General features: G+C 77.1%; 15 protein-coding genes and 1 riboswitch. Of the genes, 4 read left to right on the forward strand and 11 right to left on the reverse strand.

Going from position 1 to position 24,508, the window contains the following annotated elements:
* Nucleotides 1-169: 169 nt before the first annotated feature.
* From IPO09_04705 to IPO09_04735, 7 genes are all read right to left on the reverse strand, one after another.
* On the reverse strand, nt 170-1,516 hold the full coding sequence (locus IPO09_04705; protein ID MBK9516652.1) for a hypothetical protein: 1,347 nt from the start codon (nt 1,514-1,516) through the stop codon (nt 170-172).
* Nucleotides 1,513-3,345: a TonB-dependent receptor gene (locus IPO09_04710; protein MBK9516653.1), complete on the reverse strand. Its 1,833-nt coding sequence runs from the start codon at nt 3,343-3,345 to the stop codon at nt 1,513-1,515. The genes IPO09_04705 and IPO09_04710 overlap by 4 nt, the downstream gene beginning before the upstream one ends.
* Nucleotides 3,346-3,500: 155 nt before the next feature.
* A riboswitch (cobalamin riboswitch) is annotated at nt 3,501-3,668 on the reverse strand.
* Nucleotides 3,669-3,821: 153 nt separating this feature from the next.
* Nucleotides 3,822-4,142, reverse strand: coding sequence for a helix-hairpin-helix domain-containing protein (locus IPO09_04715; protein MBK9516654.1), 321 nt, complete (start codon nt 4,140-4,142; stop codon nt 3,822-3,824).
* Nucleotides 4,139-4,402 carry a hypothetical protein gene (locus tag IPO09_04720; GenBank protein MBK9516655.1) on the reverse strand — a complete coding sequence of 88 codons (264 nt, stop codon included), beginning with the start codon at nt 4,400-4,402 and terminating at the stop codon, nt 4,139-4,141. Before IPO09_04720 ends, IPO09_04715 begins: the two co-directional genes overlap by 4 nt.
* A gap of 201 nt (nt 4,403-4,603) precedes the next feature.
* Nucleotides 4,604-6,508, reverse strand: coding sequence for a PAS domain-containing protein (locus IPO09_04725; GenBank protein MBK9516656.1), 1,905 nt, complete (start codon nt 6,506-6,508; stop codon nt 4,604-4,606).
* A gap of 234 nt (nt 6,509-6,742) precedes the next feature.
* The gene (locus tag IPO09_04730) at nt 6,743-7,603 is read right to left on the reverse strand and encodes an ABC transporter substrate-binding protein (protein ID MBK9516657.1); all 861 of its coding nucleotides are present in this window, start codon (nt 7,601-7,603) and stop codon (nt 6,743-6,745) included.
* Nucleotides 7,603-7,911 carry a DUF3467 domain-containing protein gene (locus IPO09_04735; GenBank protein MBK9516658.1) on the reverse strand — a complete coding sequence of 103 codons (309 nt, stop codon included), beginning with the start codon at nt 7,909-7,911 and terminating at the stop codon, nt 7,603-7,605. The genes IPO09_04730 and IPO09_04735 overlap by 1 nt, the downstream gene beginning before the upstream one ends.
* Before the next feature lie 83 nt (nt 7,912-7,994).
* On the opposite strand from IPO09_04735, the gene IPO09_04740 reads away from it, so the two are divergent.
* Both IPO09_04740 and glpK read left to right on the forward strand, forming a co-directional pair.
* Nucleotides 7,995-8,837 carry an alpha/beta fold hydrolase gene (locus IPO09_04740; GenBank protein MBK9516659.1) on the forward strand — a complete coding sequence of 281 codons (843 nt, stop codon included), beginning with the start codon at nt 7,995-7,997 and terminating at the stop codon, nt 8,835-8,837.
* A gap of 81 nt (nt 8,838-8,918) precedes the next feature.
* Nucleotides 8,919-10,397, forward strand: coding sequence for a glycerol kinase GlpK (gene glpK / locus IPO09_04745; protein ID MBK9516660.1), 1,479 nt, complete (start codon nt 8,919-8,921; stop codon nt 10,395-10,397).
* Between the two features lie 3 nt (nt 10,398-10,400).
* Here glpK and IPO09_04750 read toward each other — a convergent pair whose 3' ends face one another.
* From IPO09_04750 to IPO09_04765, 4 genes are all read right to left on the reverse strand, one after another.
* Entirely contained in the window at nt 10,401-12,623 is a 2,223-nt protein-coding gene (locus IPO09_04750; protein ID MBK9516661.1) for an OmcA/MtrC family decaheme c-type cytochrome, read from the reverse strand.
* 172 nt (nt 12,624-12,795) lie between these two features.
* Nucleotides 12,796-14,076: a PLP-dependent transferase gene (locus IPO09_04755; protein ID MBK9516662.1), complete on the reverse strand. Its 1,281-nt coding sequence runs from the start codon at nt 14,074-14,076 to the stop codon at nt 12,796-12,798.
* 85 nt (nt 14,077-14,161) lie between these two features.
* The gene (radA, locus tag IPO09_04760) at nt 14,162-15,553 is read right to left on the reverse strand and encodes a DNA repair protein RadA (GenBank protein MBK9516663.1); all 1,392 of its coding nucleotides are present in this window, start codon (nt 15,551-15,553) and stop codon (nt 14,162-14,164) included.
* 102 nt (nt 15,554-15,655) lie between these two features.
* Nucleotides 15,656-16,423: a hypothetical protein gene (locus IPO09_04765; GenBank protein ID MBK9516664.1), complete on the reverse strand. Its 768-nt coding sequence runs from the start codon at nt 16,421-16,423 to the stop codon at nt 15,656-15,658.
* A gap of 328 nt (nt 16,424-16,751) precedes the next feature.
* Here IPO09_04765 and IPO09_04770 point away from each other — a divergent pair, with 328 nt between their 5' ends.
* On the forward strand, nt 16,752-23,186 hold the full coding sequence (locus IPO09_04770; protein ID MBK9516665.1) for a hypothetical protein: 6,435 nt from the start codon (nt 16,752-16,754) through the stop codon (nt 23,184-23,186).
* Between the two features lie 224 nt (nt 23,187-23,410).
* A complete protein-coding gene (gene bioB, locus IPO09_04775) occupies nt 23,411-24,481 on the forward strand; it encodes a biotin synthase BioB (GenBank protein MBK9516666.1) in 1,071 nt (356 codons plus the stop codon).
* Nucleotides 24,482-24,508: the final 27 nt, after the last annotated feature.

Below are 24,508 nucleotides of genomic sequence, written 5' to 3' on the forward strand. Positions count from 1 at the left end.
GCCCTCTCCCCGGAGGGGAGAGGGAGAGCGGAACCCGGGGTCGAGGTCGTGGTCGAGGTCGGGGTCGGGGTCGAGGTCGGGGTCGAGGTCGAGGTCGCGGTCACGGTCGCGGCGCTCCCCGCGGCGGCGGCGGCCAGGAGCAGGGCAGCGGCGCAGGCCCGGGCGGCGATCACGGGGCGCAGACGAGGTCCGAGACGTAGGCGAAGGGGAACTGGCCGCCCGAGAGCGGGCAGACCTCGACCGGGGGCTCGAAGGCGCCGGTCCCGACGTCGAACCGCCGCACCGCTCCGGTGGCCATGTCGGGAACGTAGCCCACGCCGCCGCAGATGACGACGCCATTGGGCACGACCGGCGACGGATCGAGCGCCGGCTCCAGGGCGGGGGCCCCGGCCAGCGACACCGGCTGCAGGCGCGGGGGCCAGGCCGCAGCGAAGGAGAGCGAGCCGCAGGCCACGAAGAGCCGCTCGCCCGCCACGGCCAGGCCGCCCGGGTTGCCGCAGGAGGCCCCCAGGTCGAGCACGCTGACCGCGTCGCCGGCGGCGGTGTCGATGACGGCCAGCCGGCCGCTGCCGGCCGGCTCGAACCAGCCGTCGAAGCCGCCGCCGAAGTCGGCGAACTTGAGGTTGCCGAGCGTGACGTAGACCGTGCTCCCGACCGCCAGCGCCCGCGACGGGAACGGCGCGCCGGGGGCGTCGGCGGCGCCCGGCACGGCCTTGAGATCGATGGTGCGGGCCAGCGCGCCGCAGGGCAGCCGGCAGGCGCCGTCGACGCAGTGACGGCCGCTGGCGCAGCCGCCGCCGGCGCCGCAGGCCGGCGGCGCCGTCTCGGCCAGGCAGGCCGGCAGGCCGGCCAGGTCCACCACCGCCACCGCCTGCCCGGAGAGGTCGTTGCTGCCGCCCAGGGCCACGTAGGCGGAGGAGCCCACGAAGGCCAGGCCGCGCGGGTTGGGGCCGGTCTGGGTGTCGCCCACCGGGATCTCGTCGAGCACCGCGCCGCCGGGGGAGAGGACCACCAGCGTGCCGACGCCCGAGTTGGCCACGAAGACCGCCCCCTGGTGGACGGCGACGCCCTGCAGGTCGCTCCCGGCCAGCGGCACGCGGTGGACCGGGGCGGTGACGCGCAGGTCGGCCGACAGGTAGTCCACCGTGGCGGCCGGGTACCCGGAGGCCGAGACGACCACCCCGCCGAGCGTGGCCAGGGCGGTGGGGCCCGGGCTGACGCCCCGGCTCGGGCCGGCCGGGCCCAGGGTGGCGGTGCGCGGGATCACCTCGTCGGTGGCGCCGCAGGCCACCTGCACGCCGGCCGCGTCCGGCGCGCCGGCCAGGCAGGCCCCGGCGCTGCAGAACTGGCCGGTGGCGCAGGGGGCGCCGCAGGCGCCGCAGTGGGCCGCGTCGGTCTCGAGCGCGGTGCAGGCGCCGCCGCAGTCCACCCGTCCAGCCGGGCAGGTGAGCTCCGAGCTGCAGGCGGCCAGGCCGAGCGACAGGAGGAGTGCGGCGGCCAGCGGGCGGTGGGTCATGGGGCTCCTTCGGGTGCGGTGCCCTGGGCGCGGAGGGTGACCATCACCAGCCGGCCAGGGAGGGGGTTGCCGAGCCCGTCCTGCAGGGCGCGGTCGTCGGCGAGGTTCTCGATCTCGAGGTGGAGGCGGACCGCGGGGCTGCGCGCCAGGCGGACGGAGCCGCCGGCGCTCACCACGGTGGCGGCCGGGATGACCCTGGTGTTGCCCGGGTCCTTGAACTGGCGCCCCACGTGGTGCAGCTCGACGTGCAGGTCGAGCGGCCCGGGGGCGATGGCGGCGCGGGCGTAGAGCCGGTGGCGCGCCCGGAGCGTCAGCCACTTGCCCAGCGCCTCCTCGCCGGCGCGCAGGTTCTCGGTGACCAGCAGGGTGTAGCTGGCCGAGCCGGTCAGGCCGAGCAGCGCCGGCGCCGGGGTGGTGGCCACCTCGGCCTCCAGGCCAGAGACCGCCGCCTTCCCGGCGTTGAAGGGCTTGAACTGCTCGAAGGAGGCGCGCTGGTAGAGGATGAGGTCCTGGTAGAGCTGGACGAAGCCGCCCAGGCTCAGCAGCCCGGGCGCCCCGTCGAAGACCAGCGCCGCGTCTCCGGCCAGGCCGCGCTCCGCACGGAGGTCCGGGTTCGGGCTGGCCAGCCCCTGCGTCAGGTAGAGCTCGGCGAAGCTGGGCGCGCGGAAGGAGCGGCCGGCGCTGGCGCGCAGCCGGAGCGCCGGGGCCAGGGAGAGGCTGGCGCCGAGCTTGGCTGAGAGGCCGGAGAACGGCCCCACCACCTCGGCGCGCAGCGCCGGCGCCAGCCGCAGCCGCCCGCCCGCCAGCGCGAGGTCGTCGGAGAGCGAGGCCGCGGCCGAGGCGCGGCGCCGGTCCCCGCCCGGCCCCTCCGAGGCCAGGGCCTCGGCGCCGGCCGAGAGCGCCAGGCGGGCCTGGCCGCCGGGGTGCGCCAGCGTCAGCTCGCCCTCGGCGCCGCCGCCGGCGCCGCGCTGGGTGAAGGCGGTGGGCGCGCCCTGCAGCCTGGCGGTGAGCTGGTCGAGCCGCCCGTGGAGCCGGAGCGCGCTCGCCAGGCCGGGGCGGAGCGCCAGGCCGCCCAGGCGGGCCGACACCAGCGCCCGGCCGTCCTCCTGCCAGTCGCGCGGCGTGAGCAGGTACGGGCTGCCGGCCAGCTCGCGGCGCCCGGCCGAGAGCTGGGCCAGGAGGTCGAGGCGCCCGGCCCCGGCCGGCCGCGAGGCCTTGAGCAGCAGGCCGCCTCGCCAGGCCCCGTTGTTCTCGCGGCGGCGCGCCAGGAGCGGATCGCCGGAGATCTCGGGCCGCTCGTCGAAGCGGTAGGGGAAGTCGCCCTGCGTCCCGTCGAACGAGCCCGCGGCCAGCAGGGTCCAGGCGCCGGCCGCCACCCCGCCGTCGCCGGCCGCGGAGAGGGTCCCGAAGGAGCCAGCGCCCGCCTCGGCCGACCAGTCGCCGCCGCGGGGCCGCCGGGTCACCACGTTCACCACGCCGGCCAGCGCGCCGGCGCCGAAGTGGGCCCCCTCGGCGCCCCGCACCACCTCCAGCCGATCGACCCAGTGGCGCGGGATGGCGGAGAGGTCGGAGCCGGCCCCGCTGCCGCCGTCGAGCGGCAGGCCGTCGAGCAGCACCAGCACGCCGCTGGCCATCGACCCACGGATGGACACGGTGCTGAGCTGCCCCAGCCCGCCGTACTCGTTGACCGCCACGCCCGGCGCGGTGGCCACCAGGGCCGCCACGTCCTTGGCCTCGCCGGCGAAGCGCCGCGCCTCGACCACGGTGGCCGAGGCGGTGGGATCGCCGGCCGCCTCGGCGCGCGGCAGCCGGACGACCAGCTCGTCCATGAGGACGGGCGGCTCGTCGGCGGAGGCGCCGAGGGCGAACGACAGCACGAGGGCGCACGCGCCCCTTGGGACCAAGGTCGAGCTCAACGCCGCGCGTCTCCTTCGGACGCGTCAACCGCCACGACCACGGCACGGGCCGTGGCCTGCTCGAAGGGAGGTCTCCTGGCTCCCGGGGCCGCGCACGACGGGTGCTCCGTCGCCGCTCGCCGCCTCCCACCTTCCCACCGCGTGTGCTGGCCGCGGCAGTGGTGACAACCCTGGAGGCGACTTCTCCCCGGCTACAGTGGCGGGACCGCGCCGGCATTCGACCGGACTTCCCTGTTCCTCCGAGCGGGTGCTGCAGGGACCTCGGTACCGGAGCCCACGGGCCGAGTCAAGGCGAGCGAGGGGTGAGGCGCCCCGCGCGGCGCGCCCGGCCCTGGGAAAGGAGGGAGGTTCCAGGACCTTGCGCGCCGGCGGGGCGGCCTCGACGACGCTCACTTCTTCGCGGAGGCCGCGGCCGCGGCCGGGGCGGCGCCGCCGGCGGTCAGGTGCGGCTTCACCTTGGCGAACCACGACGGCCCGAGCCCCTTCACCGCCACCACGTCCTCGGGCCGGGCGAAGGGCTGCTTGCCGCGGTGGGCCACGATGGCCTGCGCCTTCTTCTGCCCGACGCCGGGCAGCCGCATCAGCTCGGTGACGCTGGCGCGGTTCAGGTCGATGCGGTCGCCTGGCGCCAGGGGCTTCTTGGCGGCCAGCGCGGGCAGGGCGGCCAGCAGGCACCCGGCCGCCACCAGGGCGCGCAGGAGGCGGCTCACGGGCGCACCTCCTCGGCCCCGGCGCCGCGCTGGGCCCCGTTCTGGCCGGGCGCGCCGGGGCGGGCCTCGTCGCGCTGCTCGCGGACCTGCAGCTTGTTGGTCCCGAGCGGCAGGGCGTCGAGGTAGATGGCGATGCTGCCGTCGCGGTTGGTGAAGGCCTGGCCGATCCGCTGCCACCAGCTGGCGCGGTCGCCGTCCTTCTCGTTGATGGCGTAGACGGCCAGCCGCTTGCCGCCGGCCGGCGGGGTGGTGTCGCTCATGGTCGCTCCCTGCAGGTTGGTGCTGCGTGCGCGGCGCGCACGGGAGCGGGGAGAGCAGGCGGCGTGCCGGCGCCAAGCGCCCGTGATCAGGCGCGGCGGGAGGGAGACGGGCGTTCAGGCGGCGGACCGGGGGCCGCCCGGCGGACGCGCGCGGGCGGGGTCCCGGTCGCCTCGCCTCGCCCGCCCACCCCGCGGCGCGGCTCACGCCGGCGGGGTCGGGCAGGCCGGCAGCCTGACGGTCACGGTGGTCCCCTGGTCCACCTCGCTCTGGAAGGCGAGGTGGCCGCCCACCGAGTCGACCACCCCGCGGCACAGCGGGAGCCCGAGCCCCTTGCCGCGCCCGACGCCCCGGGTGGTGAAGAACGGCTCGAAGACGTGCTGCAGCACGAAAGGCGTCATGCCGACCCCGCTGTCGGCGATGGTGAAGGTGACCCACCCGGGCGGCCCGGGCGCGCCCGCCACGTGGACCCGGTTGGGCCCGCTCCCGGTGGCCTGGCCGGCGTTGGCGAGCAGGCTGAAGAAGACCTGGATGAGCTCCTCGCGGCTCACGGCCAGGTCGGGCAGCGCCGCCACCGCCAGGGTCACGGCGGCGCAGGGCCGGAGCTCCTCCTCGGCCAGCTCGAGCGCCACCTGCAGCGCCGCGGCCGGGTCGGCGCGCCGCTCGACGCGGTGCTGCTGCGGCAGGAAGGTGGTCATGTCCTTCACGATCAGCTTGATGCGGTCGGCGTTGGCCGCGGCGTCCGCCAGCGCCTCCTGGACCTCGGCCAGCGGGGCGTGCCCGTCGTGGCGCCAGGCCTCCACGGCCAGGGCCGAGACCGAGTCCACCTGCTCGCGGGCCACGTCGAGGTTCGACACCACGCAGGCCAGCGGGCTGTTGATCTCGTGCGACATGCCGCGCACCAGGGTGGAGACCGCCGAGAGCCGCTCGGCGCGGGCGGCGCGCGCGTCCAGCTCCTTGCGCTCGGTGACGTCCACCACCGTGCCGCGCATGCGGCTGGGCCGCCCGGCGGCGTCCCGCGAGATCTCTCCGTCCGCGGCGATCCAGCGGAGCGGCTGGCCCTCCGGGTGGATGCGCAGCTCGTAGTGGAAGTGGTCGGTGGCGAAGGCCTCGGCGAAGGCCCGCTCGAAGATCGGCCGGTCCTCGGGGACCACGTGCCGGAGCGCGTCGCCCACGCCCCAGGTCGGCAGGAGCGTCTCGTACCCGAAGATCCGGTCGTGCTGCAGCGTGCGCCAGGCCTGGTCGGTGGCGAAGTCGAGGTCCCAGAGCCCCAGCCTGCCGGAGCGCAGCGCCAGGTCGAGCCGCTCCTGGTTGAGCCGCAGCGCCTCCTCGGCCTCCCGCCGCTCGGTGAGGTCGAGGCAGGCGCCGAGGTAGCCGGCGAAAGCGCCGCGCTCGTCGAGGCGCGGCGACCCGGTGGCGGAGACCCAGCGGTACGCGCCGTCGTGGCGCCGCAGCCGGTACTCCATGGTGAACGGGGCCCGCCGGGCGAAGTGGTCGCGGTAGAGCGCCAGGCAGCCCGGGCGGTCCTCGGGGTGGACGCCCCCGGCCCAGCCGTCGCCGAGCTCCTGCGCCGCGAGGCGGCCGGTGAACTCCAGCCAGGTCCGGTTGAACCAGGTGCCTCCCCCGTCGACGCCGGCCATCCAGATCAGCACCGGCGCCGCGTCGGCCAGGTTGCCGAAGCGGGCCTCGCCCTCCCGCCGCGCCCGCTCCACCTCGAGCGCGCGGATGGTGCGCTGCCCCAGGCGGTACCGGCCCGCCAGGGCGGAGAGGAGGGTCGAGACCACCAGGAAGGCGGCCAGGCCCCCGGCCTCGCGCGCGACGTGCGGGCCGCCCATCCACCCAGCCGGCAGGATGAAGGCCGCCGTGAGGATCCCGGCGAGCGCTGCGGAGGTGAGCCCGGCCCGGAAGCCGCCCAGGATGGCCGAGAGGGCCACCGCCGGGAAGAAGAGGAGGTACGGCGGCCCGAGGTAGTCGGCCAGCGCCAGCCGGAGCCCGAACGCCAGCAGGGTCGCGGCGGCGGCCACCAGGTAGGCGGCGGGCGGCCCCCGCCGGCCGGCGGGCCGGGGCGCCGCCGCGGGATCGTGCTGGGCACCAGCCGCCAGGGACATCGGCCACCCGTGCTTCCCTGGCACGCCGGCGCGGAGGTGCCAGGTGCGGGTCGCAGGGGCGAGTGTGCCCGCTCCAGCGGCGAAACCCTTGACCGCGGACAACGGACTCCCGGAAGGCAGCCCCGCACCACGCCAAGGGTGGGTGGCGCGGGCGGCTCCGCGAGGACCCGGCGGCGCCTTCGCAGCCCCCTGGGAGGGCCATGCCAGGAGGGCCGGCGCGCCGCCCGCCCGCCGCTACCGGGGGCGGAGCTCGGCCGCCAGCCAGCGCGCCGTCTCCAGGAGCGAGGGGCCGTCCTGGATGAGGTTCTTGCCGCGCTCGGTGGTGGAGACCACCACCCGCGGGGCGAAGGCGGCGGTCCAGCCGCGCGCCGCCACCAGGGCCGCGGCGTCCACCGGGAACTCGGGCTCGGAGAAGACCACCACCACCTCCGGCCGCGCCGCCGCCGCCGCCTCGAGGTCGAGCGGGGCGTAGGCGTCTGGGCGGCCTCCGAAGACGTGCTCGCCGCCCGCCAGGGTGATGAGGTCGTGCACGAAGGAGCGGCCGCCGGGCCGGCGGGCGTGGTGGCCGAACCAGAGCTCGGCGTAGACCCGCGGCCTGGGCGCCGGGGCCGCCGCGACCAGGGCGGCCGCCTCCCGCTCCAGCCGGTCGCACAGGGCGCGCGCCTCGGGCAGGCGGCCGGTGAGCGCGCCGAGCACCACCGCGTTCTCCAGCAGCCCGAAGCGCGAGGAGGGCACCGGCAGCACGTAGACCGGCAGGCCCGCCGCGGCCAGCCGGCGGGCCAGCGGCAGCTGCACGCCGTCGGTGGCCACCACCAGGTCGGGCCGCACCGCGCGCAGCGCCTCGGGCTCCGCCACCAGGTAGTCGGCCACCACCGGCGCGGCCAGGCCGGGCACGTAGCGGGCGCAGTACGGGGTGACCCCCACCAGCAGGTGGCGCGCCCCCACCGCGTCGAGCACCTCGGTGGCCGAGGAGACCAGGCTCACCACCCGCGGGGCGGGCGGCAGGTCGAAGCTGGCGCCGGACAGGGGGCAGCCGACGCGCACCGCCCCGGGCTGGCGGCCTGGCGCGCCCGGCGCCGCGCCGGCCGGGGGCATCAGTTGACCACGCCGCCCGGGAAGTGCGGCGCGTCGCCCAGGTCGATGGCGCCGAAGCGCTCCTCGTAGCGGCGCAGGTTGTCCTGGATGGCCAGCATGAGCCGCTTCATGTGCTTGGGGGTGGTGATGGCGCGGGCCCGCACGGTGGCGCGCGGCTGCTGCGGCTGGATGTAGACCAGGTCCAGGGTGAACTCGGTGTCGGTGTGGTTCACCATGGCCATGTTGACGAACACCCCGTTGGCCACGGCCGGGTCGATCTCGATCTGGAGCTGGACGGTGTGCGGCGGCGGGGAGGGCTTGTCGGACATGTCCGTGTCGTAGCACCATGTCGGGCCGCCCCGCGAGACCCGTGACCACCACCGCCTCCCCACCCGCGCAGGTCCTCGACGCCATGGCGCGGGGGCGCGAGTTCGAGCTCGAGGGCGGCCCCGACGCGGTGCTGCTGCTGCACGGCCTGACCGGCTCCACCTTCGAGATGCACCACCTGGCGCTGGCCCTGGCGGCGGCCGGCCACCGCTGCCTGGCCCCGGTGATGGCGGGCCACGGCGGGGCGCCGGGCGACCTGGTGGGCGTGCCCTGGACCGAGTGGGTGGCCAAGGCGCGCCGCGACCTCGACCGCCTGGCCGGCGCGCGCCGCACCTTCGTGGCCGGCTGCTCCATGGGGGCGCTGGTGGCCTGCGCCCTGGCCCACGAGCACCCGGAGCAGGTGGACGGCCTCGTCCTGCTGGCGCCGGCGCTGGAGCTGAAGGCGCCCGGGCGGCTGGCCGGGCTGCTGGGGCGCAGCGGCCTGCTGTGGCGCACCGTGGTGCCCAAGGGCTCCGGCTCCGACGTGGCCGACGCGGACATGCGGCGGCGCAACCCCTGCCTCGACGGCGTGCCGCTGGCGGCGGTGGCGGAGCTGCAGGCGCTGGCGGCCTTCGTGGACCGGGTGGTCCCGGGCGTGGCCGCGCCGGCGCTGGTGATCGCCGGCGGGCAGGACCACACCGTCACCCTGGCCGGCGCCCGCCGGCTGGCGCGCCGGCTGGGGAGCGGGCCGGCCCCGGTGGTGGTGCTGCCGGAGAGCTGGCACCTGGTGGGGGTGGACGTGGAGCGGGAGCGCTGCGCCGCCGAGGCGCTGGCCTTCCTGGACGGGCTCAGGGTGCCGGGCGCGCCGACCCAGGCGGCGCGGCGGCCGCGGGCCCTGGCCGGGGCGCCCAGGGCGGCGCGCCGGCCCGGCGCCAAGGTGCGATCGTAGGGTGTGGCAGGGGGCGGCCGGTCCGCCCGGGCAGCGAGGCTGGGCGGAGCGCGCCCCCCGACGGCGCGCCAGGAGGCCAGGGTGTCCAGATACGTGCTCGCCATCGACCAGGGGACCACCGGCACCACCGCGCTGCTCATCGACCGGAAGCTGGGCGTCAAGGCCCGGGTCAACCGGGAGTTCCCGCAGCACTTCCCGCGGCCAGGCTGGGTGGAGCACGACCTCGAGGACATCTGGCGCTCGGTGCGCGCCACCGTCGCCGCGGCGCTCCGCCAGGCCGGCGCCCGCGGCCGCGACGTGGCCGCCATCGGCATCACCAACCAGCGCGAGACCACCGGGCTGTGGCGCCGCACCACCGGGCGGCCGGTGCACCGGGCCATCGTCTGGCAGGACCGGCGCACCGCCGACGCCTGCGCCGCGCTCAAGGCGGCCGGCCGGGAGGCCTGGATCCGGCAGAAGACCGGCCTGGTGCTCGACCCCTACTTCTCCGGCACCAAGCTCGGCTGGCTGCTCGACCACGTCAAGGGGGCGCGGGCGGCGGCCGAGGCCGGCGACCTGTGCTTCGGCACCATCGACAGCTTCCTCACCTTCCGGCTCACCGGCGGGGCGGTCCACGTCACCGACGTGTCCAACGCCAGCCGCACCCTGCTCATGGATCTCGCCACCCGGCGCTGGGACGACGGCCTCTGCTCGCTCCTCGGCGCGCCGCGCGCCGCGCTGCCGGAGATCCGCTCCTCCTCGGAGGTCTACGGCGCCACCCGCGGCCTGGGGTTCCTGCCGGACGGCCTGCCGGTGTGTGGCCTGGCGGGCGACCAGCAGGCGGCCCTCTTCGGCCAGGCCTGCTTCGAGCGCGGCGAGGCCAAGTGCACCTACGGCACGGGCGCCTTCCTGCTGCAGCACGTCGGGGCGGCCCCGGTCCACTCCTCGCGCGGCCTGCTGGCCACGGTGGCCTGGGAGGTGGGCGGCGAGGTGGCCTACGCGCTGGAGGGCTCCTCCTTCATCGCCGGCGCGGCGGTGCAGTGGCTGCGCGACGGGCTCGGGCTGATCCGCAGCGCCGCCGAGATCGAGCCGCTGGCGCGCAGCGTGAAGGACTCCGGGGGGGTCACCTTCACGCCGGCGCTGGCCGGGCTGGGCGCGCCCCACTGGCGGCCCGAGGCGCGCGGCGTCATCCGCGGCCTGACCCGCGGCACCACCCGGGCCCACCTGGCGCGCGCCACGCTGGAGGGGATCGCCCTCTCGGTCTTCGACCTGGCCGAGGCCATGCGGGTCGAGTCGGGGCAGGCCATGCCGTCCTTCAAGGTGGACGGCGGGGCCTGCCAGAACGACCTGCTGATGCAGGTCCAGGCCGACCTGCTGGGCGTGCCGGTGGTGCGGCCCAGGATGATCGAGACCACCGCGCTCGGCGCCGCCTTCCTGGCCGGCCTGGCGGCCGGGGTCTGGCCGGGGCGCGCCGAGCTGCGGCGCGTCTTCCAGGTGGACCGACGCTTCACCCCGCGCATGAAGCCCACCGATCGCGAGGCCATGCTGGCCCGCTGGCGGGCCGCGGTGGCGGCGGCGTAGCGCTCAGGGCGCCGTGGCGTGGACCCGCGCCACGTCCTCGGCGGAGCCGGGCCCGTGGCAGGTGGTGCAGCTCTCCTGGCCGGCGGCGTTGGTCATCACCTCGGCGTGGATGGCGGTGGAGGCCGCGTCGTGGCAGCCCCCGCAGGCGGCCTGGGTGGGCGGGATGGTCCGGGTGGCAGCCACCGTGAAGAAGGGCGAGTCGCAGAAGGCGTTGGTGTCGGCGGCCTGGTCCTCGCTGCAGGCCAGGGTCACCTCGGTGGAGGGGCGCACCGAGCCGGCCAGCGGGAGGGTGAAGCTGCCGCCCAGGTGGCAGGTGGCGCAGCGGACGCTCTCGGCCGGGGAGCGGAGGCCGGTGAGGTCCAGGGGCGTGCCGGCCGGGTTGGCGGCGGTGGGCGCCGGGAGGCCGCCCAGCACGTAGGGCCTGGCGTGGGCGGGGCCGCGGTGGATGGCGTGGATCATGACCTTCAGGTCCAGCGAGGCCGCCACCACCGACGCGCCCTCGAAGCGGGCCACCCGCTGGGCGTTGGTGGCCAGCGGGTTGTGGCAGAAGGCGCAGTACTCCACCGTGTTGCGGCCGCCGCCGTGGGCCTCGAGCCGGTGGTGACAGGCCGCACAGGCGGCCGAGGTGACCACCGCGCGCCGGGGCTGCGCGGCGGCGTCGGTCACCGCGAAGAAGACCGGGGTGGTGGTGGCGGCCGCGCGGGGGTCGAGCGGGGAGGGCTGCAGGGCGGCCTCCAGGACGGCGGCGTAGGTGCCGGTGGCGAAGGCCGGGATGGTCGCCGCGAACGGCGCCGCGTAGGCGTAGGTGCCCGGCGTCGGGGTGGCGCTGAGCGTGCCCGACGCCCCGGTCCCCTGCACCGTGGCCTGCAGGACGGTGGCGTAGTCGGTGGTGGGGCCGGCCAGGGTGAGCGCCAGCCGCGTCAGCGGGCTCGCGAGGAGGTCTCGCGGCAGGCCGTCCACCGCCACCGAGAAGGTCACGGTGGGCGCCTGGCCAGGGCCGGCGCCGGTCACCGAGAGGATGGTGACCTCCACCAGCGGGGCGGTGTCGACGGCGGGCCGGTGGCGCGCCACCACCGGGCTCAGGCCGCTGGTCGCGCCGTGGCAGACCCGGCAGCTGGAGTCGTCCGGGAGCGCTCCGCCGCCGTGCAGCACCTGGCCGGGCGCGGTGACGGGCAGCACGAAGGAGGTCAGGTCGTGGCAGGAGCCGCAGGCGGCGCGGGTGGGGGCGGAGGCCCAGGTCCCGGCGCCCAGGTGGCAGCTGGTGCAGCGGCCGATGGCCTGGGGGAAGGCCACCGGGGCGTAGTCGCGGGTCACGCCGAGATCGTCCTCGAAGCGGTAGGACCCGCCCGCCGCCACGCTGGGGAGGTCCCGGCCCCGGTGGAGCTTGTGGACCATGACCCGGAGCTCCAGCGACTCGCCGGTGTCGCCGTCGCGGGACTCGGCGCCGTGACAGACGGCGCAGGCCTCGGTGGTGGTCCAGGCGCCGCCGTGGACCCGCAGCGTGCCGTGGCAGGCGGCGCAGGCGGCGTCGCCGACGACCCCCGGCCGAACCGCCGGCGGCGCCCCGTCCGGGCGGAAGTGGAGCGCGGCGGAGGCGGTGACGCGCCGCCCGTCGAAGCTGCGGCCGGCCGTGGCCAGGAGGACGTGGGTGGCACCGGCGCGGGCCGGGTCGCCGCGCGCCGAGAGGGTGTAGCGGGAGCGCCCCTCGCCGAGCTGGGCGAACGCGCCCGAGGTCTCGGCCGCCGGCTGCAGGAAGGCGCCGGCCGGCCCGGCGTCGAGCCGGGTGGTGTAGGGCGTGTAGGCGGCCGTCTCGCCGCTGGCCCCGGGGCTGCCGAGCGCCGCGGAGACGAAGGCCAGGTCCACCGGCCCCAGCGAGCGGAGGCCGGTCCGGTCGAGCGGCCGGCCGGCCGCATCCGCGAGCGCCACGGTGACGCTGGTGGTGCCGTCGGCCGCCACGGCGACGTCGGAGAGCGTCACCTGCAGCCCGGGGCCGACCAGCCAGGCGTTCTCGCCGGCAGGTCCGGTGGGGCCCGCGGGGCCGCCCGGGCCGGTGGGACCGGTGGGACCGGTGGGACCGGTGGGACCGGCCGGGCCGGTCGGCCCGGTGGAGCCGTTCGGCCCGTCGGAGCCCGCCGGACCAGCCGAGCCGCCGCAGGCGCCCAGCAGCGTGAGCGCCAGCGCCAGCGGGAGGTTGGAGCGGAGGAGGGTGCGCCGTGCCGGGGTCATGGGGGCTCCTGCGAGGTGTGAGGCCTGCCAGCCAGCCAGGCCCCCGTCGGAACGGGCGGTGGCCGGTGAGCCGCGCAGCATAGCCGGTGCCGCGCGCCCCGCGACCTGGGGCGGCGGCGAGGAGGGTGCGCCTGGCCTGGGCCTCTGGCGCGGGGCCGGCGCGCCCGGCCGCTCAGGCCGGCAGCGAGGCCAGCGCCCGCTCCAGGTCCGCCAGCAGGTCGGCCGGGTCCTCGATGCCCACCGAGAGCCGGATGACCGCGTCGGTGATGCCGGCGCGGCGCCGCGCCTCCGGGGTCATCGAGGCGTGGGTCATGGAGGCCGGGTGGGCCACCAGGCTCTCCACGCCGCCCAGGCTCTCCGCCAGCGTGAACCAGCGCAGCGTCCTGAGGACGTGGTCCACCCGGTCCTTGCGGCCGTCCTGGAGCTCGAAGCTCAGCATGCCGCCGAAGCCCCGCTGCTGGGCCTTCGCCAGCGCGTGCTGCGGGTGGCCGGGCAGGCCCGGGTAGTGGACCCTGGCCACCGCCGGGTGGCGCGCCAGGAAGGCCGCCACCGCCGCCGCGCCCGCCTCGTGGGCCTTCATGCGCAGCACCAGGGTCTTCAGGCCGCGCAGCACCAGGAAGCAGTCGTGCGGCCCCTGCGCGGTGCCGAGCAGGTTGTTCATGCTCTGGAGCCGCTGCGCCAGCGCCACCTGCCCGGGGGCCGCCACCACCGCCCCGCCCACCACGTCGCTGTGGCCGTTCAGGTACTTGGTGGTGGAGTGGACCACCAGGTCGGCGCCCAGCTCGAAGGGGCGCTGCAGGGCCGGCGAGAGGAAGGTGTTGTCCACCACCGTGAGGGCGCCGGCGGCGCGGGCCAGCGCCGACACCGCCCGCACGTCGGTGAGCCGGAGCAGCGGGTTGGAGGGGGTCTCGATCCAGACCATGCGGGTGTTCGGTCGCAGGGCGGCCCGGACCGCCGCCAGATCGGCCAGGTCCAGGTAGGTCACCTCCAGCCCGTAGGCCAGCTTGGCGTGCTCCAGGGTGCGGAAGGTGCCGCCGTAGCAGTCGACGGTGCAGAGCAGGTGGCTGCCGTGGGGCAGCAGGTTGAGCGCCACCAGCACGGCGCTCATGCCGGTGCTGGTGCAGGTGGCCCCCTGGCCGCCCTCCAGCATGGTGATGGCGTCCTCCAGCGCGGCCCGGGTGGGGTTGCCGCTGCGGGTGTAGTCGTAGCCGGCGTTGGTGCAGACGTCGCGGAAGGCGAAGGTGGAGGTCTGGTAGATGGGCGGCATGACCGCGCCGTAGGCGGGGTCGGGCTGGACGCCGGCGTGGACGCACTGGGTGGAGAGCCCGGCGCCGCGCACCAGCGGGGCGCGCTCGGCCCAGCCGGCGGCGGCCGGCGAGCCGGCCGGCACGATGGTGAAGTGGTAGGCCGGGTTGCCCGGGACGTTGGCGTCGAGGTGGACTTCGTCGGACATCGGAGCCCCAGGAGGTGGTCGGCCGGCCGCCATGGCCGGGACCGGAGTGGTAACCGCTCGGGCGCCGGAAGACAAACCCGGGCGGTCAGCCGAGCTGGTCGAGGGCCTCGGCCACGGTCTCCACGCCCACCAGCTCCAGACCGGCCGGGGCCAACACGTGGCGGGTGTTGGCGGCGGGCAGCAGGGCCCGGCCGAAGCCCAGCCGGGCCGCCTCGGCCAGCCGGAGCTCCGGCTGCGACACCGCTCGCACCTCGCCGGCCAGCCCGACCTCGCCCAGCAGCAGGGTGCGCCCGGCGATGGCCTGGTTGCGGAAGGAGGAGGCCAGCGCCGCGATGGTGGCCAGGTCGGCCGCCGGATCGTCCACCTCCAGGCCGCCGGCCACGTTGACGAAGAGGTCGCAGGAGAGGAGCTCCAGCCCCACCTTCTTCTCCAGCACCGCCGCCAGCAGCGCCACCCGGTTGGAGTCCACCCCCAGCGCGGTGCGGCGCGGCGTGCCGAAGGTGGTGGGGGCCACCAGCGCCTGGATCTCCACCAGCACGGTGCGGGTGCCGTTGAGCACCGCCGTCACCGCGCTGCCCGGGGCGTCGAGCGGCCGCTCGGCCAGGAAGAGGGCCGAGGGGTTGGGCACCTCGGAGAGCCCGCCGGCCTTCATCTCGAAGACGCCGATCTCGGAGGCCGAGCCGAAGCGGTTCTTGTGGGCCCTGAGGATGCGGTACGGGTGGGCGCCGCCGCCCTCGAAGTAGAGCACCGTGTCCACCATGTGCTCGAGCACCCGCGGGCCGGCGATGGCGCCGTCCTTGGTGACGTGGCCGATGAGGAACACCGGCGTCTCGGTGGTCTTGGCGAAGGCCATCAGGCGCGCGGTGGACTCGCGGATCTGCGTCACCGTGCCCGGGGCGCTGCTCAGCTCCGGCAGGTACTGGGTCTGGATGGAGTCGATGACCATGGCCGCCGGCTGCAGCACCTCGGCGGCGTGCAGCACCTTGGTGGCGTCGGTCTCGGCCAGCACCTGCAGGGTGGGGGCCAGCGCGCCCAGCCGGTCGGCCCGCAGCTTCACCTGGCGCGCCGACTCCTCGCCGGAGACGTAGAGCACCGGCCGCGGGGCGGCCGCCCGGGCCAGCCGGTCGAGCGCCGCCAGGATCAGCGTGGACTTGCCGATGCCGGGGTCGCCGCCCAGCAGCACCAGCGAGCCGGGCACCACGCCGCCGCCCAGCACCCGGTCCAGCTCGCCGATGCCGGTCTTGAGGCGCGACTCCTCGCGGGCCTCCACCTCGTGCAGCGGGACGGGCTTGGCCCCGGCGGTGGTGAGCCAGCCGCGGGGCGAGGCGCCCCTGGCCTCGGCCACCGCCACCTCCTCGTTCATGGTGTTCCAGCGGCGGCAGGCGGGGCACTGGCCCAGCCACTTGGGGCTCGTCTGGCCGCACTCGGCGCAGGCGTAGACGGTCTTCGGCTTGGCGGGCGGGCGGGACACGGTCATGGTGCCATAGCCGCTGCATCTGACGGGCCGGGGGCGCGGCTGGGCGCGCCGGGCCCGGCGGCTGCCACCGCCGGGCGTGCGGAGACGCCCGGGCGCCGGCCCTCAGGTCCGCGCGCCGGCCGCGGGTCCGCGCCTCGACTGGCGGACCATCCAGCGCACCGCCAGCCACAGCCCGGTGGCCCCCAGCCCCAGCCACCCCGCCACCACCAGCCAGGTCACCGCCCGCTTGCCGCCGTCGGGCAGGAAGTCCAGCGCGTGGAGCCGGAAGGCCAGGTCGTAGACCCGCCACAGGAAGGTGCGCCGCGCCCGCACCGCGCCGTCCAGGCCGTCCACGTAGAGGTGCATGCCGGGCCAGCCGCGGAGCGCGAACCCGTAGGCCGGGCGCGGGCCGAGGTACTCGTCCGGGCGCGCCGCCGAGGCCGGGCCGTCGCCCAGGACGCGCCGGCCGTCGCCGCTGCGCGGGTAGAGCCAGGCGCCCTCCACCACCAGCTCCCCGGCGAAGTCGCGGCGGGCCGCGGCGAGCGCCAGCTCCAGCGGGATGGCGGCGCCGAGCGAGGCGCCGGTGGCCAGGTCCAGCACCTCGGGCTCGCGGTCGGGGCCGCGCTCCACCACCAGGAGCTCCCGCCCCTCCACCACGCGGGCGGTCAGGCTGGTGGCGCCGCCCAGGCTCCTCGGGGACGGGAGGGCCGCGGCGGTGAGGCCGGCGGGCGGGGCCTGCCGCCCGGTGCTCCAGGTCTTGCCGTGGATCTCCTCCATCGGGCGCAGCGCGAAGACCAGGGCGGTCAGCGTCCACCAGAGCAGCGGGACGAGGAGCGCCAGGCCGAGCCAGCGGTGCCAGGACCAGAGGCGGTGGGCGGGGGCGGTGGGCAAGGCGGGCTCCGGGGGCGGCCAGGGGGCCACGGGTGGGGCAGGAGGGGCTCAAGGCGTCGGACCGCCAGGGGAATCCAACTACCCCAGGTCGGGCCCCGGCGCCTTCGACGCGTCGGCCTGATCGAGGATGACACCCAGCGTCCGCGCCAGGTGCCAGGCCGCCCAGCACCCCGTCGAATTCTCCCAAGCGCCCGTCACCACTCTGGTTTCATCTTTTCCGGAGGCCTCTTCCGTGAAGGGCAATCAGGGGACTACGGACCTGCGGCATTCGACCACACCTTGTCGCAGGTTGCCGGCTCTCCACCCACCGCCGGCGCCACGGGGTTCCATGTCCGCCACCTCCTGCAGGCCTCACCTCATCGCCGCCGCCGCGCTGGTCCTCGCCACGGCCGTGGCCGCGCCCGGTCCGGCCAGGGCCGAGCCGGCCCCCAGGAATCCCCCGCTGGCGGCGGTCGGCCCGGTCAGCCCGGTCCACCCGCTGCCGCTCTGGTACCAGGACTCGAACGGGATCCAGCTCGAGCCCTGCCTCGACACCACCACCACCGCCCCGGCGGATCCGTGCCGCTTCGTCGCGGGCGGGCCCATCGCCGGCCTCGGCGGACCCTTCGATCGGACGCTGCCGGTCGCCTATCCGACCAACTTCCCGTCCACGGTTCACTACACCTGGGCCAACGCCGAGGTGACCACGCTGGTGGGCGGTCGGCTCAACAACCGCGGCCTGGTCTACATCGCCGAGCTGGTCGGCGTGCTCACGCCGCCGCCGGTGGCGACGGCCACGGTGACGACCCACCTGCGCTTCGACACCAACGAGTCGCTGACGGCCTTCACCACCTACACCATCACCCACCCGTATGGCGTGTTCACCCTCACCACCGACGAAAATGGTGACCTCTGCCCGGCAAACCAGAAGGCCTGCGACATCACCTTCCCGGCGGCGGCGCCGAACGGCGTGTTCACCGGCGTGCTCGGCGCCAACCTGAGCACCAACCCCAACGACACCACCGTCGGCAGCTTCCTGCCGGTCTTCGTGCCGCCACTCGGGTTCATCGGCGACGGGGGCGCCAAGGTCCAGGTCACCGGCAGCCCCAGGGGCACCAACCTGGTGCGCATCCAGGGGCCGACCAGCGGGCCGGGCTCGGGCGACCTCGGCACCACCTGCGGCGCCACCGTCAACTGCGCCGAGGGGATCCTCTTCACCGTCGTCGGCCGGCGGTTCAACCCGGCCGGCGGCCCCACCACCCGCTTCGCGGTCTCCGGCCCCGCCACCGCCGGCGCCGGGGTGGCCCAGACCTACACGGTCACCGCCGCCGACGTGAACGGCAACACCACCACCGGCTACACCGGCATCGTGCGCATCACCTCCGGCGACCCGCTGGCCTCGCTGCCGGGCGACGCCACCCTGGTGAACGGCGTGGGCACCTTCCTGGCCACCCCGCGCACGGTGGGCAGCTTCGTCTTCACCGCCACCGACACCGTCCGCACCGGCGTCACCGGCAGCGCCACCACCACCGTCACGGCAGGCCCGGTGGCCTCGCTGGTGGCGGTGTCGGGCGGCGGGCAGGTGGGCGGCACCGGCGCGGCGCTCGGCGCGCCCTTCGTGGTGCGCGCGGCCGACGCCTTCGGCAACCCCAGGGGCGGCGTCTCGGTCACGGTCACGTCGCCGGCCGGCGGCTCGGCCTCGCCCGCCAGCGGGCTCACCGACCTCGTCACCGGCCAGTTCAGCGCCGTCGGCACCCTCGGCCCGGCCGCCGGGGAGCAGGTCTTCTCGCTGGCCGCCGCGGGGGTGGCCGCGCCGGTCACCTTCACGGCCACCGCGGGCGTCCCGGGGGAGGCCACCTCCCTCAGCATCACGGGCCTGTCGCCAGGGGTCCTGGCGGGCTCGTCGACGGGGTTCACGGTCCAGGCCCTCGATGCCTTCGGGAACCCGGCCACCCTGGCCAGCGGCGCCGCCGGAACCATCACCATCAGCTCCACCGACCCGGCCGCCACCCTGCCGGCCGCGGCCCAGCTCACCCTGGGCAGCGGGACCTTCGCCGCCACCTTCCGCACCGCCGGCTCGCGCTCCCTCACCGCCACCCTCACCGCCAGGCCCGCCGCCACGGCCAGCGCCGCCACGCTGGTCTCCGCCGGCCCCGCCGACGCGATGACCGTCGTGTCGGGCGGCGGCCAGGGGGGCACGGTCGGGCTGCCGCTGGCGCTCCCCTTCGTGGTCCGGGTGGACGACGCCTTCGGCAACCCGAAGCCCGGCGTCACCGTGGTCTTCTCGGCCCAGGGCGGCGGCGCGGTCACCCCGCTCGCCCCGGTCACCGGCGCCGACGGCACCGCCGCCTCGCTCGGGACGCTCGGCCCGGTCGCCGGCGCGCAGGCCTTCGCCGCCACCGCGGAGGTGCCCAGCGGCGGCACCCAGCTCTTCGGCGCCATCGCCGCGCCCGGCCCCGCCGCCGCGCTCGCGGTGGGCGGCCTCGTCACCTCGCTCGTCGCCGGCGTGCCCGACGCCTTCACCGTCACGGCGCGCGACTCGTTCGGCAACACGGCCACCTCCTTCGCCGGCACCGTGGCCTTCACCTCCAGCGACCCCGCCGCCACCCTGCCGGCGGCCAGCCCGCTCACCGCCGGCGCCGGCGCCTTCAGCGCCACCTTCCGCACCGCCGGCGCGCGGGTCCTGACCGCCACCGTGGTCGGCGCCCCGACCATCTCCGGCAGCGCGCCCACCACCGTGGTCGCGGCGTCCGCCGCCAGCCTGGCCGCTGTCTCCGGCGGCGGCCAGTCCGGCACCGTGGGCCTGGCCCTGGGCGCCCCCCTGGTGGCCCGCGTCACCGACGCCTTCGGCAACCCGGTGTTCGGCCACTTCGTCACCTTCGCGGTCGGCACCGGCGGCGGCTCCATCACCCAGCTGCTGGTCTCCACCGACGCCGCCGGCCAGGTCTCGGCCACCGCCACGCTGGGCGGCGCGGTGGGCGCCCAGACCTTCACCGCCTTCTCGGGCACCCTGGCCGGCTCCCCGGTGACCTTCAGCGCCACCGCCGCCCCCGGCGCCGCGGCGGTGCTGGACGTGACCGGCCTGGCCGCCTCCACCACCGCCGGCGTGGCCGCCGCCTTCACCGTGACGGCGCGCGACTCGTTCGGCAACGTGGCCACCGGCTTCGCCGGCACGGTGGGCTTCACCTCCAGCGACGGCGCCGCCACCCTGCCGGCGCAGAGCGCCCTCACCGCCGGCACCGCCGCCTTCAGCGCCACCTTCCGCAGCGCCGGCGCCCAGACGCTCGGCGCCGCCGTGACCGGGGCCCCCGGCGTGGTCGGCGGCGCCTCCACCACGGTGGCCGCGGCCGCCGCCTCCACCCTGGCCGCGGTCTCCGGCGGGGGGCAGGCCGGCGTGGTGGGGCTGGCGCTGGCCGCCCCGCTGGTGGTCCGCGCCGTCGACGCCTTCGGCAACCCGGTGGCCGGCGTGACCGTGGCCTTCGCCGGCCCGCCGGGCGGCGCCGTGGCGCCCGCCGGCGTGGACACCGACGCCGCCGGCCGGGCCGCCACCACCGGCACCCTGGGCGGCGCGGTGGGCGCGCAGGCCTTCACCGCCACCGCGGCCGGACTGGCGGGCTCGCCGGTCACCTTCGCCGCCACCGCCGCGCCCGGCGCCCCGGCCACCCTGGCCGTGACCGGGCTGCCGCCCACCAGCACGGCCGGCGCGGCCACCAGCGCCACCGTGACGGTGCGCGACGCCTTCGGCAACCTGGCCACCACCTTCGCCGGCACCGTCACCCTCACCTCCACCGACCCGGCGGCGACGCTGCCCGCGCCGGGCGCCCTCTCGGCCGGCGTGGGGGCCTTCGCGGTCACCTTCCGCACCGCCGGGCCGCGCACCCTGACCGCCACCGTGACCGGCGCCGCCGCCGTGACCGGCGGCGCCGCCACCACGGTGCTGGCCGGGCCGGCGGCCGCGCTGGCCGCCGTCTCGGGCGGCGGCCAGACCGGCGCCGTCGGCGTGGCGCTGGCCGGGCCCTTCGTGGTCCGGGTGGCCGACGCCTTCGGCAACCCGGTGGCCGGCACCACGGTGGCCTTCACGGCGCCCGCCACCGGCAGCGTCACGCCCACCGCCGCCGTCAGCGGCGCCGACGGCGCCGCCTCGGCCGTGGGCACGCTGCCCACCGCCCCTGGGCTCACCAGCTTCACGGCCAGCGCGGCCGGCCTGGCCGGCTCGCCGGTGTCCTTCGCCGCCACCGCCGCGGTGGGCTTCCCCACCAGGCTGGCGCTCACCAGCGCCACCGTCACCACGCCGGCCGGCACCGCCTTCAGCGTCACGGTGGAGGCCTTCGACGCCTTCTCCAACCCGGCCACCAGCTTCAGCGGGCCGCTCACCTTCGCCTCCAGCGACCCCGGGGCCATCCTGCCCGCCTCGCCCGCGCTGGCGCTCGGCACCGGCACCTTCGCGGTCACCCTGGTCGGCGCCGGGAGCCGCACCGTCACCGCCGCGCTGGCCGCCCAGCCCGGCGTGGCCGACACCATCGCGCTGGACGTGGTGGCCGGCCCGGCCAGCGCCCTGGCCTACGCCACCGGCCGCGGCCAGACCGGCCAGGTCGGCACGGCCCTGGCGGCGGCCCTGGTGGTCCGCGCCACCGACCTCTTCGGCAACCCGAAGGCCGGGGTGTCGGTCACCTTCGCCGCCCCCGCCACCGGCACGGTCTCCCCGGCCACCGCGGTGACCGCGGCCGACGGCACCGCCGGCACCACCGCCACCCTGGGCCAGCTGGCCGGCGCGCAGTCCTTCACGGCCGCCTCGGCCGGGCTCTCCGGCTCGCCGGTGGCCTTCGACGCCACCGCCGCGCCCGGCCCCGCCGCCAGCCTCACCCTGGCCGGCCTGCCGGGTGAGCTGGCGGCCGGCACCAGCAGCACCCTGGTGGTCACCGCCCTCGACGCCTTCGGCAACCTGGCCACCGGCGCCTCCGGCGCCGTGATCTTCACCTCCACCGATCCGGCGGCGGTGCTGCCGGTCGGCGCGGCGCTCTCGGCCGGCACCGGCAGCTTCCCGGTGGTCCTGAGGACGCTGGGCAGCCGCTCGGTCACGGCCCAGGTGCTGGCGCTGGTGGCCACCGCCACCACCAACGTCCTGGCGGCCGCCCCGGCCACCCTGGAGCTGGTGGCCTCACCCGGCACCACCTCCCCGGCGGGCGCGGCCAGCACCTCGCCGGCCACCGTGCTGGTGAAGGACAGCCTGGGCAACGCCCGGTCCGGCGTGGTCGTCACCTTCGCCGCCCCGGCCGGCGCCAGCATCAGCCCGGCCACCGCCACCACCGACGCCAGCGGCCACGCCTCCGCCACCCCCACCGTCGGCACCGCCGTCGGGCCGTACCTCTTCACCGCCAGCGTGGCCGGCCTGGCCGGCTCGCCGGCCTCCTTCACGGTGACCGCCGTGGCCGGCGCCGGCACCAGCCTGACGCTGGTGCGGCAGGGCGCCGGGCCGGTCCTCGACTGCGGCTGCTACGTGCTGACGGCGGGCCTGCAGGACCAGTTCGGCAACCCGGTGGCCCAGGGCCTGACCGGCGTCACCGTGGCGGTCGGCGGCAGCGCCAGCATCACCGCCACCACGCCGACCTTCGCCGGCCTGCCGGGCCAGTCGGGCACCGGCGCGCTGGGCGCCGGGGGCACCGCGGCGGTGACCGTCTGCGACCAGACCCCGGAGACCGCCGCCGTCACCGTCTCGGCGGCCGGCCTCACCAGCGCCTCGCTCCCGCTGACCTGGCTCCTCGGGCCGGTGGACGCGGCCGCCAGCATCTTCGTGAGCGACACCGCGGCGCTCACCGCCTTCTCCGGGCGGGCCAACCTCACGGTCATGCCGCGCACCGCCTGCGGCAACCCGGCCGAGCCCGGGCCCACCGTGACCATCGGCCTGAACGGGCCCGGGACCATCACCCCCACCCGCGTCCTGGGCGACGGCGTGTACGGCGCCACGGTGGCCATCCAGCCCTGCCCCGCCACCCCCGCCACCCAGGTGACCGCCCGCATCGGGGCCCTCGACCTCACGCCCATCGACCTGGTGGTGACCTGCCTGGCCCCCTCGTCGGCCGAGACCACCGTGGCCTTCGACCGCGCCGAGCTGGTGGTCTGCGACAACGCCGCCAAGGACCGCGTGCAGGTCACCGTGACGCCCCGCGACGACGCCGGCGTCGCCATGGGGCCCGGCCACTCGGTGCTGCTGGCGCTGCCCGGCTTCACCGGCGGCCCGGCGGCCGACGCCCTCGACGGCACCTACACCACCACGCTCACCGCCGCCGGGTGCGCCGCCCCGACCAGCACCCTCGAGGTCACGGTCAACGGCGTGACGCTCACGCCGCCGGGCGCCTCGATCGGCGTGAGCTGCGCGCCGGTGGACGGCGCGGCCTCCGGCGTCTCGGCCGCCGGGACCCCCGGCGTGGCCGACGGGACCACCCAGGTGGAGGTGACGGTGGCGGCGGTCAACACCTGCGGCGACCCGGCCCGCGGCCGGGCCGTGGCGCTCACCACCACGCTCGGCACCCTGGGCGCGCCCACCGGCGACACCGACGCGGCCGGCACCCACCTCTCGTGGCTCACCGCCACGCAGGCGGGCACCGCCACCGTGAGCGCCACGGTGGGCGGCGTGGCGGTGACGCCGGCCAGCGTCACCTTCAACGCGCCGCCCGGCGGCGGCGGTGGGGGCTGCGCCAGCGGCGGTGGCGCCGGGCTGCCGGCCCTGGTGCTGGTCGGGCTGGCGCTCCTCGGCGGGGCCAGGCGGCGGCGTCGGGGGAGGTGAGGGCGGGGTTGCAGTCGGGGTCGCGGTCGGGGTCGCGGTCGGGGTCGCGGTCGGGGGCTCGCGGCGGTCTGCTCACCCTCTCCCCCACACCGTGGGGGAGAGGGCCGGGGTGAGGGGGCCGCCCGGGGTCGGGGCCCCTCGCCCAAGCGTCCGTTTCCACTCGTCAACCTGCTCGGGTCGGCAGGTTGACGAGTGCGGCGGCGCCTGACATCCTCGCCGCCCCTATGAAGGCCACGCTCCCAGCAGGTGTCGAGCCCATCTCCGGCGAGGAGGCCCGCCGGCTCATCCACCACTCCGAGGGGCAGGCGCTCGAGGCGCTCATCGCCCGCGCCGCCCGGGTCCGCCAGGCGGTGCACGGCGCCGAGGTGGCCCTGTGCGGCATCGTCAACGCCAAGAGCGGCCACTGCCCGGAGGACTGCGGCTTCTGCTCGCAGTCGGCCCACTTCGAGGGGGCCGAGGCGCCCGAGTACCCGCTCATGAGCGCCCGAGACATCGCCGAGCAGGCCAAGGTGGCCGAGCGGGCCGGCGCCCGCGAGTTCTCCATCGTCACCTCGGGCACCCGGGTGGCCAAGGAGCAGGAGCTGCGCACCATCGAGGAGGCGGTCAAGCTCATCCGCCAGGAGTCGGGCGTGGAGCCCTGCGCCTCGCTCGGCCTGATGCAGGCGCCGGAGCTGGCGCGGCTCAAGGACGCCGGGCTGATGCACTACCACCACAACCTGGAGACGGCCCGCAGCTTCTTCGACCAGGTCTGCACCACCCACACCTACGACGAGCAGCTCGACACCATCCGCTCGGCGCGCGACCTCGGCTACAAGGTCTGCTCCGGCGGCATCCTCGGCATGGGTGAGTCCCCCGAGCAGCGGGTCGAGTTCGCCGAGACCATCCGGGACCTGGGCATCGACTGCGTGCCGGTCAACTTCCTCAACCCGCGCCCCGGCACCCCCATGGCCGACGTGAAGGCCATCACCCCGGGCGAGTGCCTGGCGGCGGTGGCGGTCTTCCGGCTGATGATGCCCACCGCCCACATCTTCGTCATGGGCGGCCGCGAGGTGAACCTGGGCGAGCTGCAGCACCGCATCTTCGAGGCCGGCGCCGACGGGACCATGGTGGGCAACTACCTCACCAGCGCCGGCGGCACCCCGGACCAGGTGAACGGCATGGTGAAGGACCAGGGGCTCTCGCTGCGCCCGCCCTCCACCGGGAGGTGGGCCTTCACCGGCGAGGCGGAGCACGAGATCCACTGGAACGAGAAGGCCACGACCTCGAAGGCGCGGTCGCTGCCGGTGGTGCGCTGAGCCGAGCGAGCCCCGCGGACGCCCCTC

This window comes from Anaeromyxobacter sp. (assembly GCA_016718565.1).
GTDB lineage: Bacteria > Myxococcota > Myxococcia > Myxococcales > Anaeromyxobacteraceae > JADKCZ01.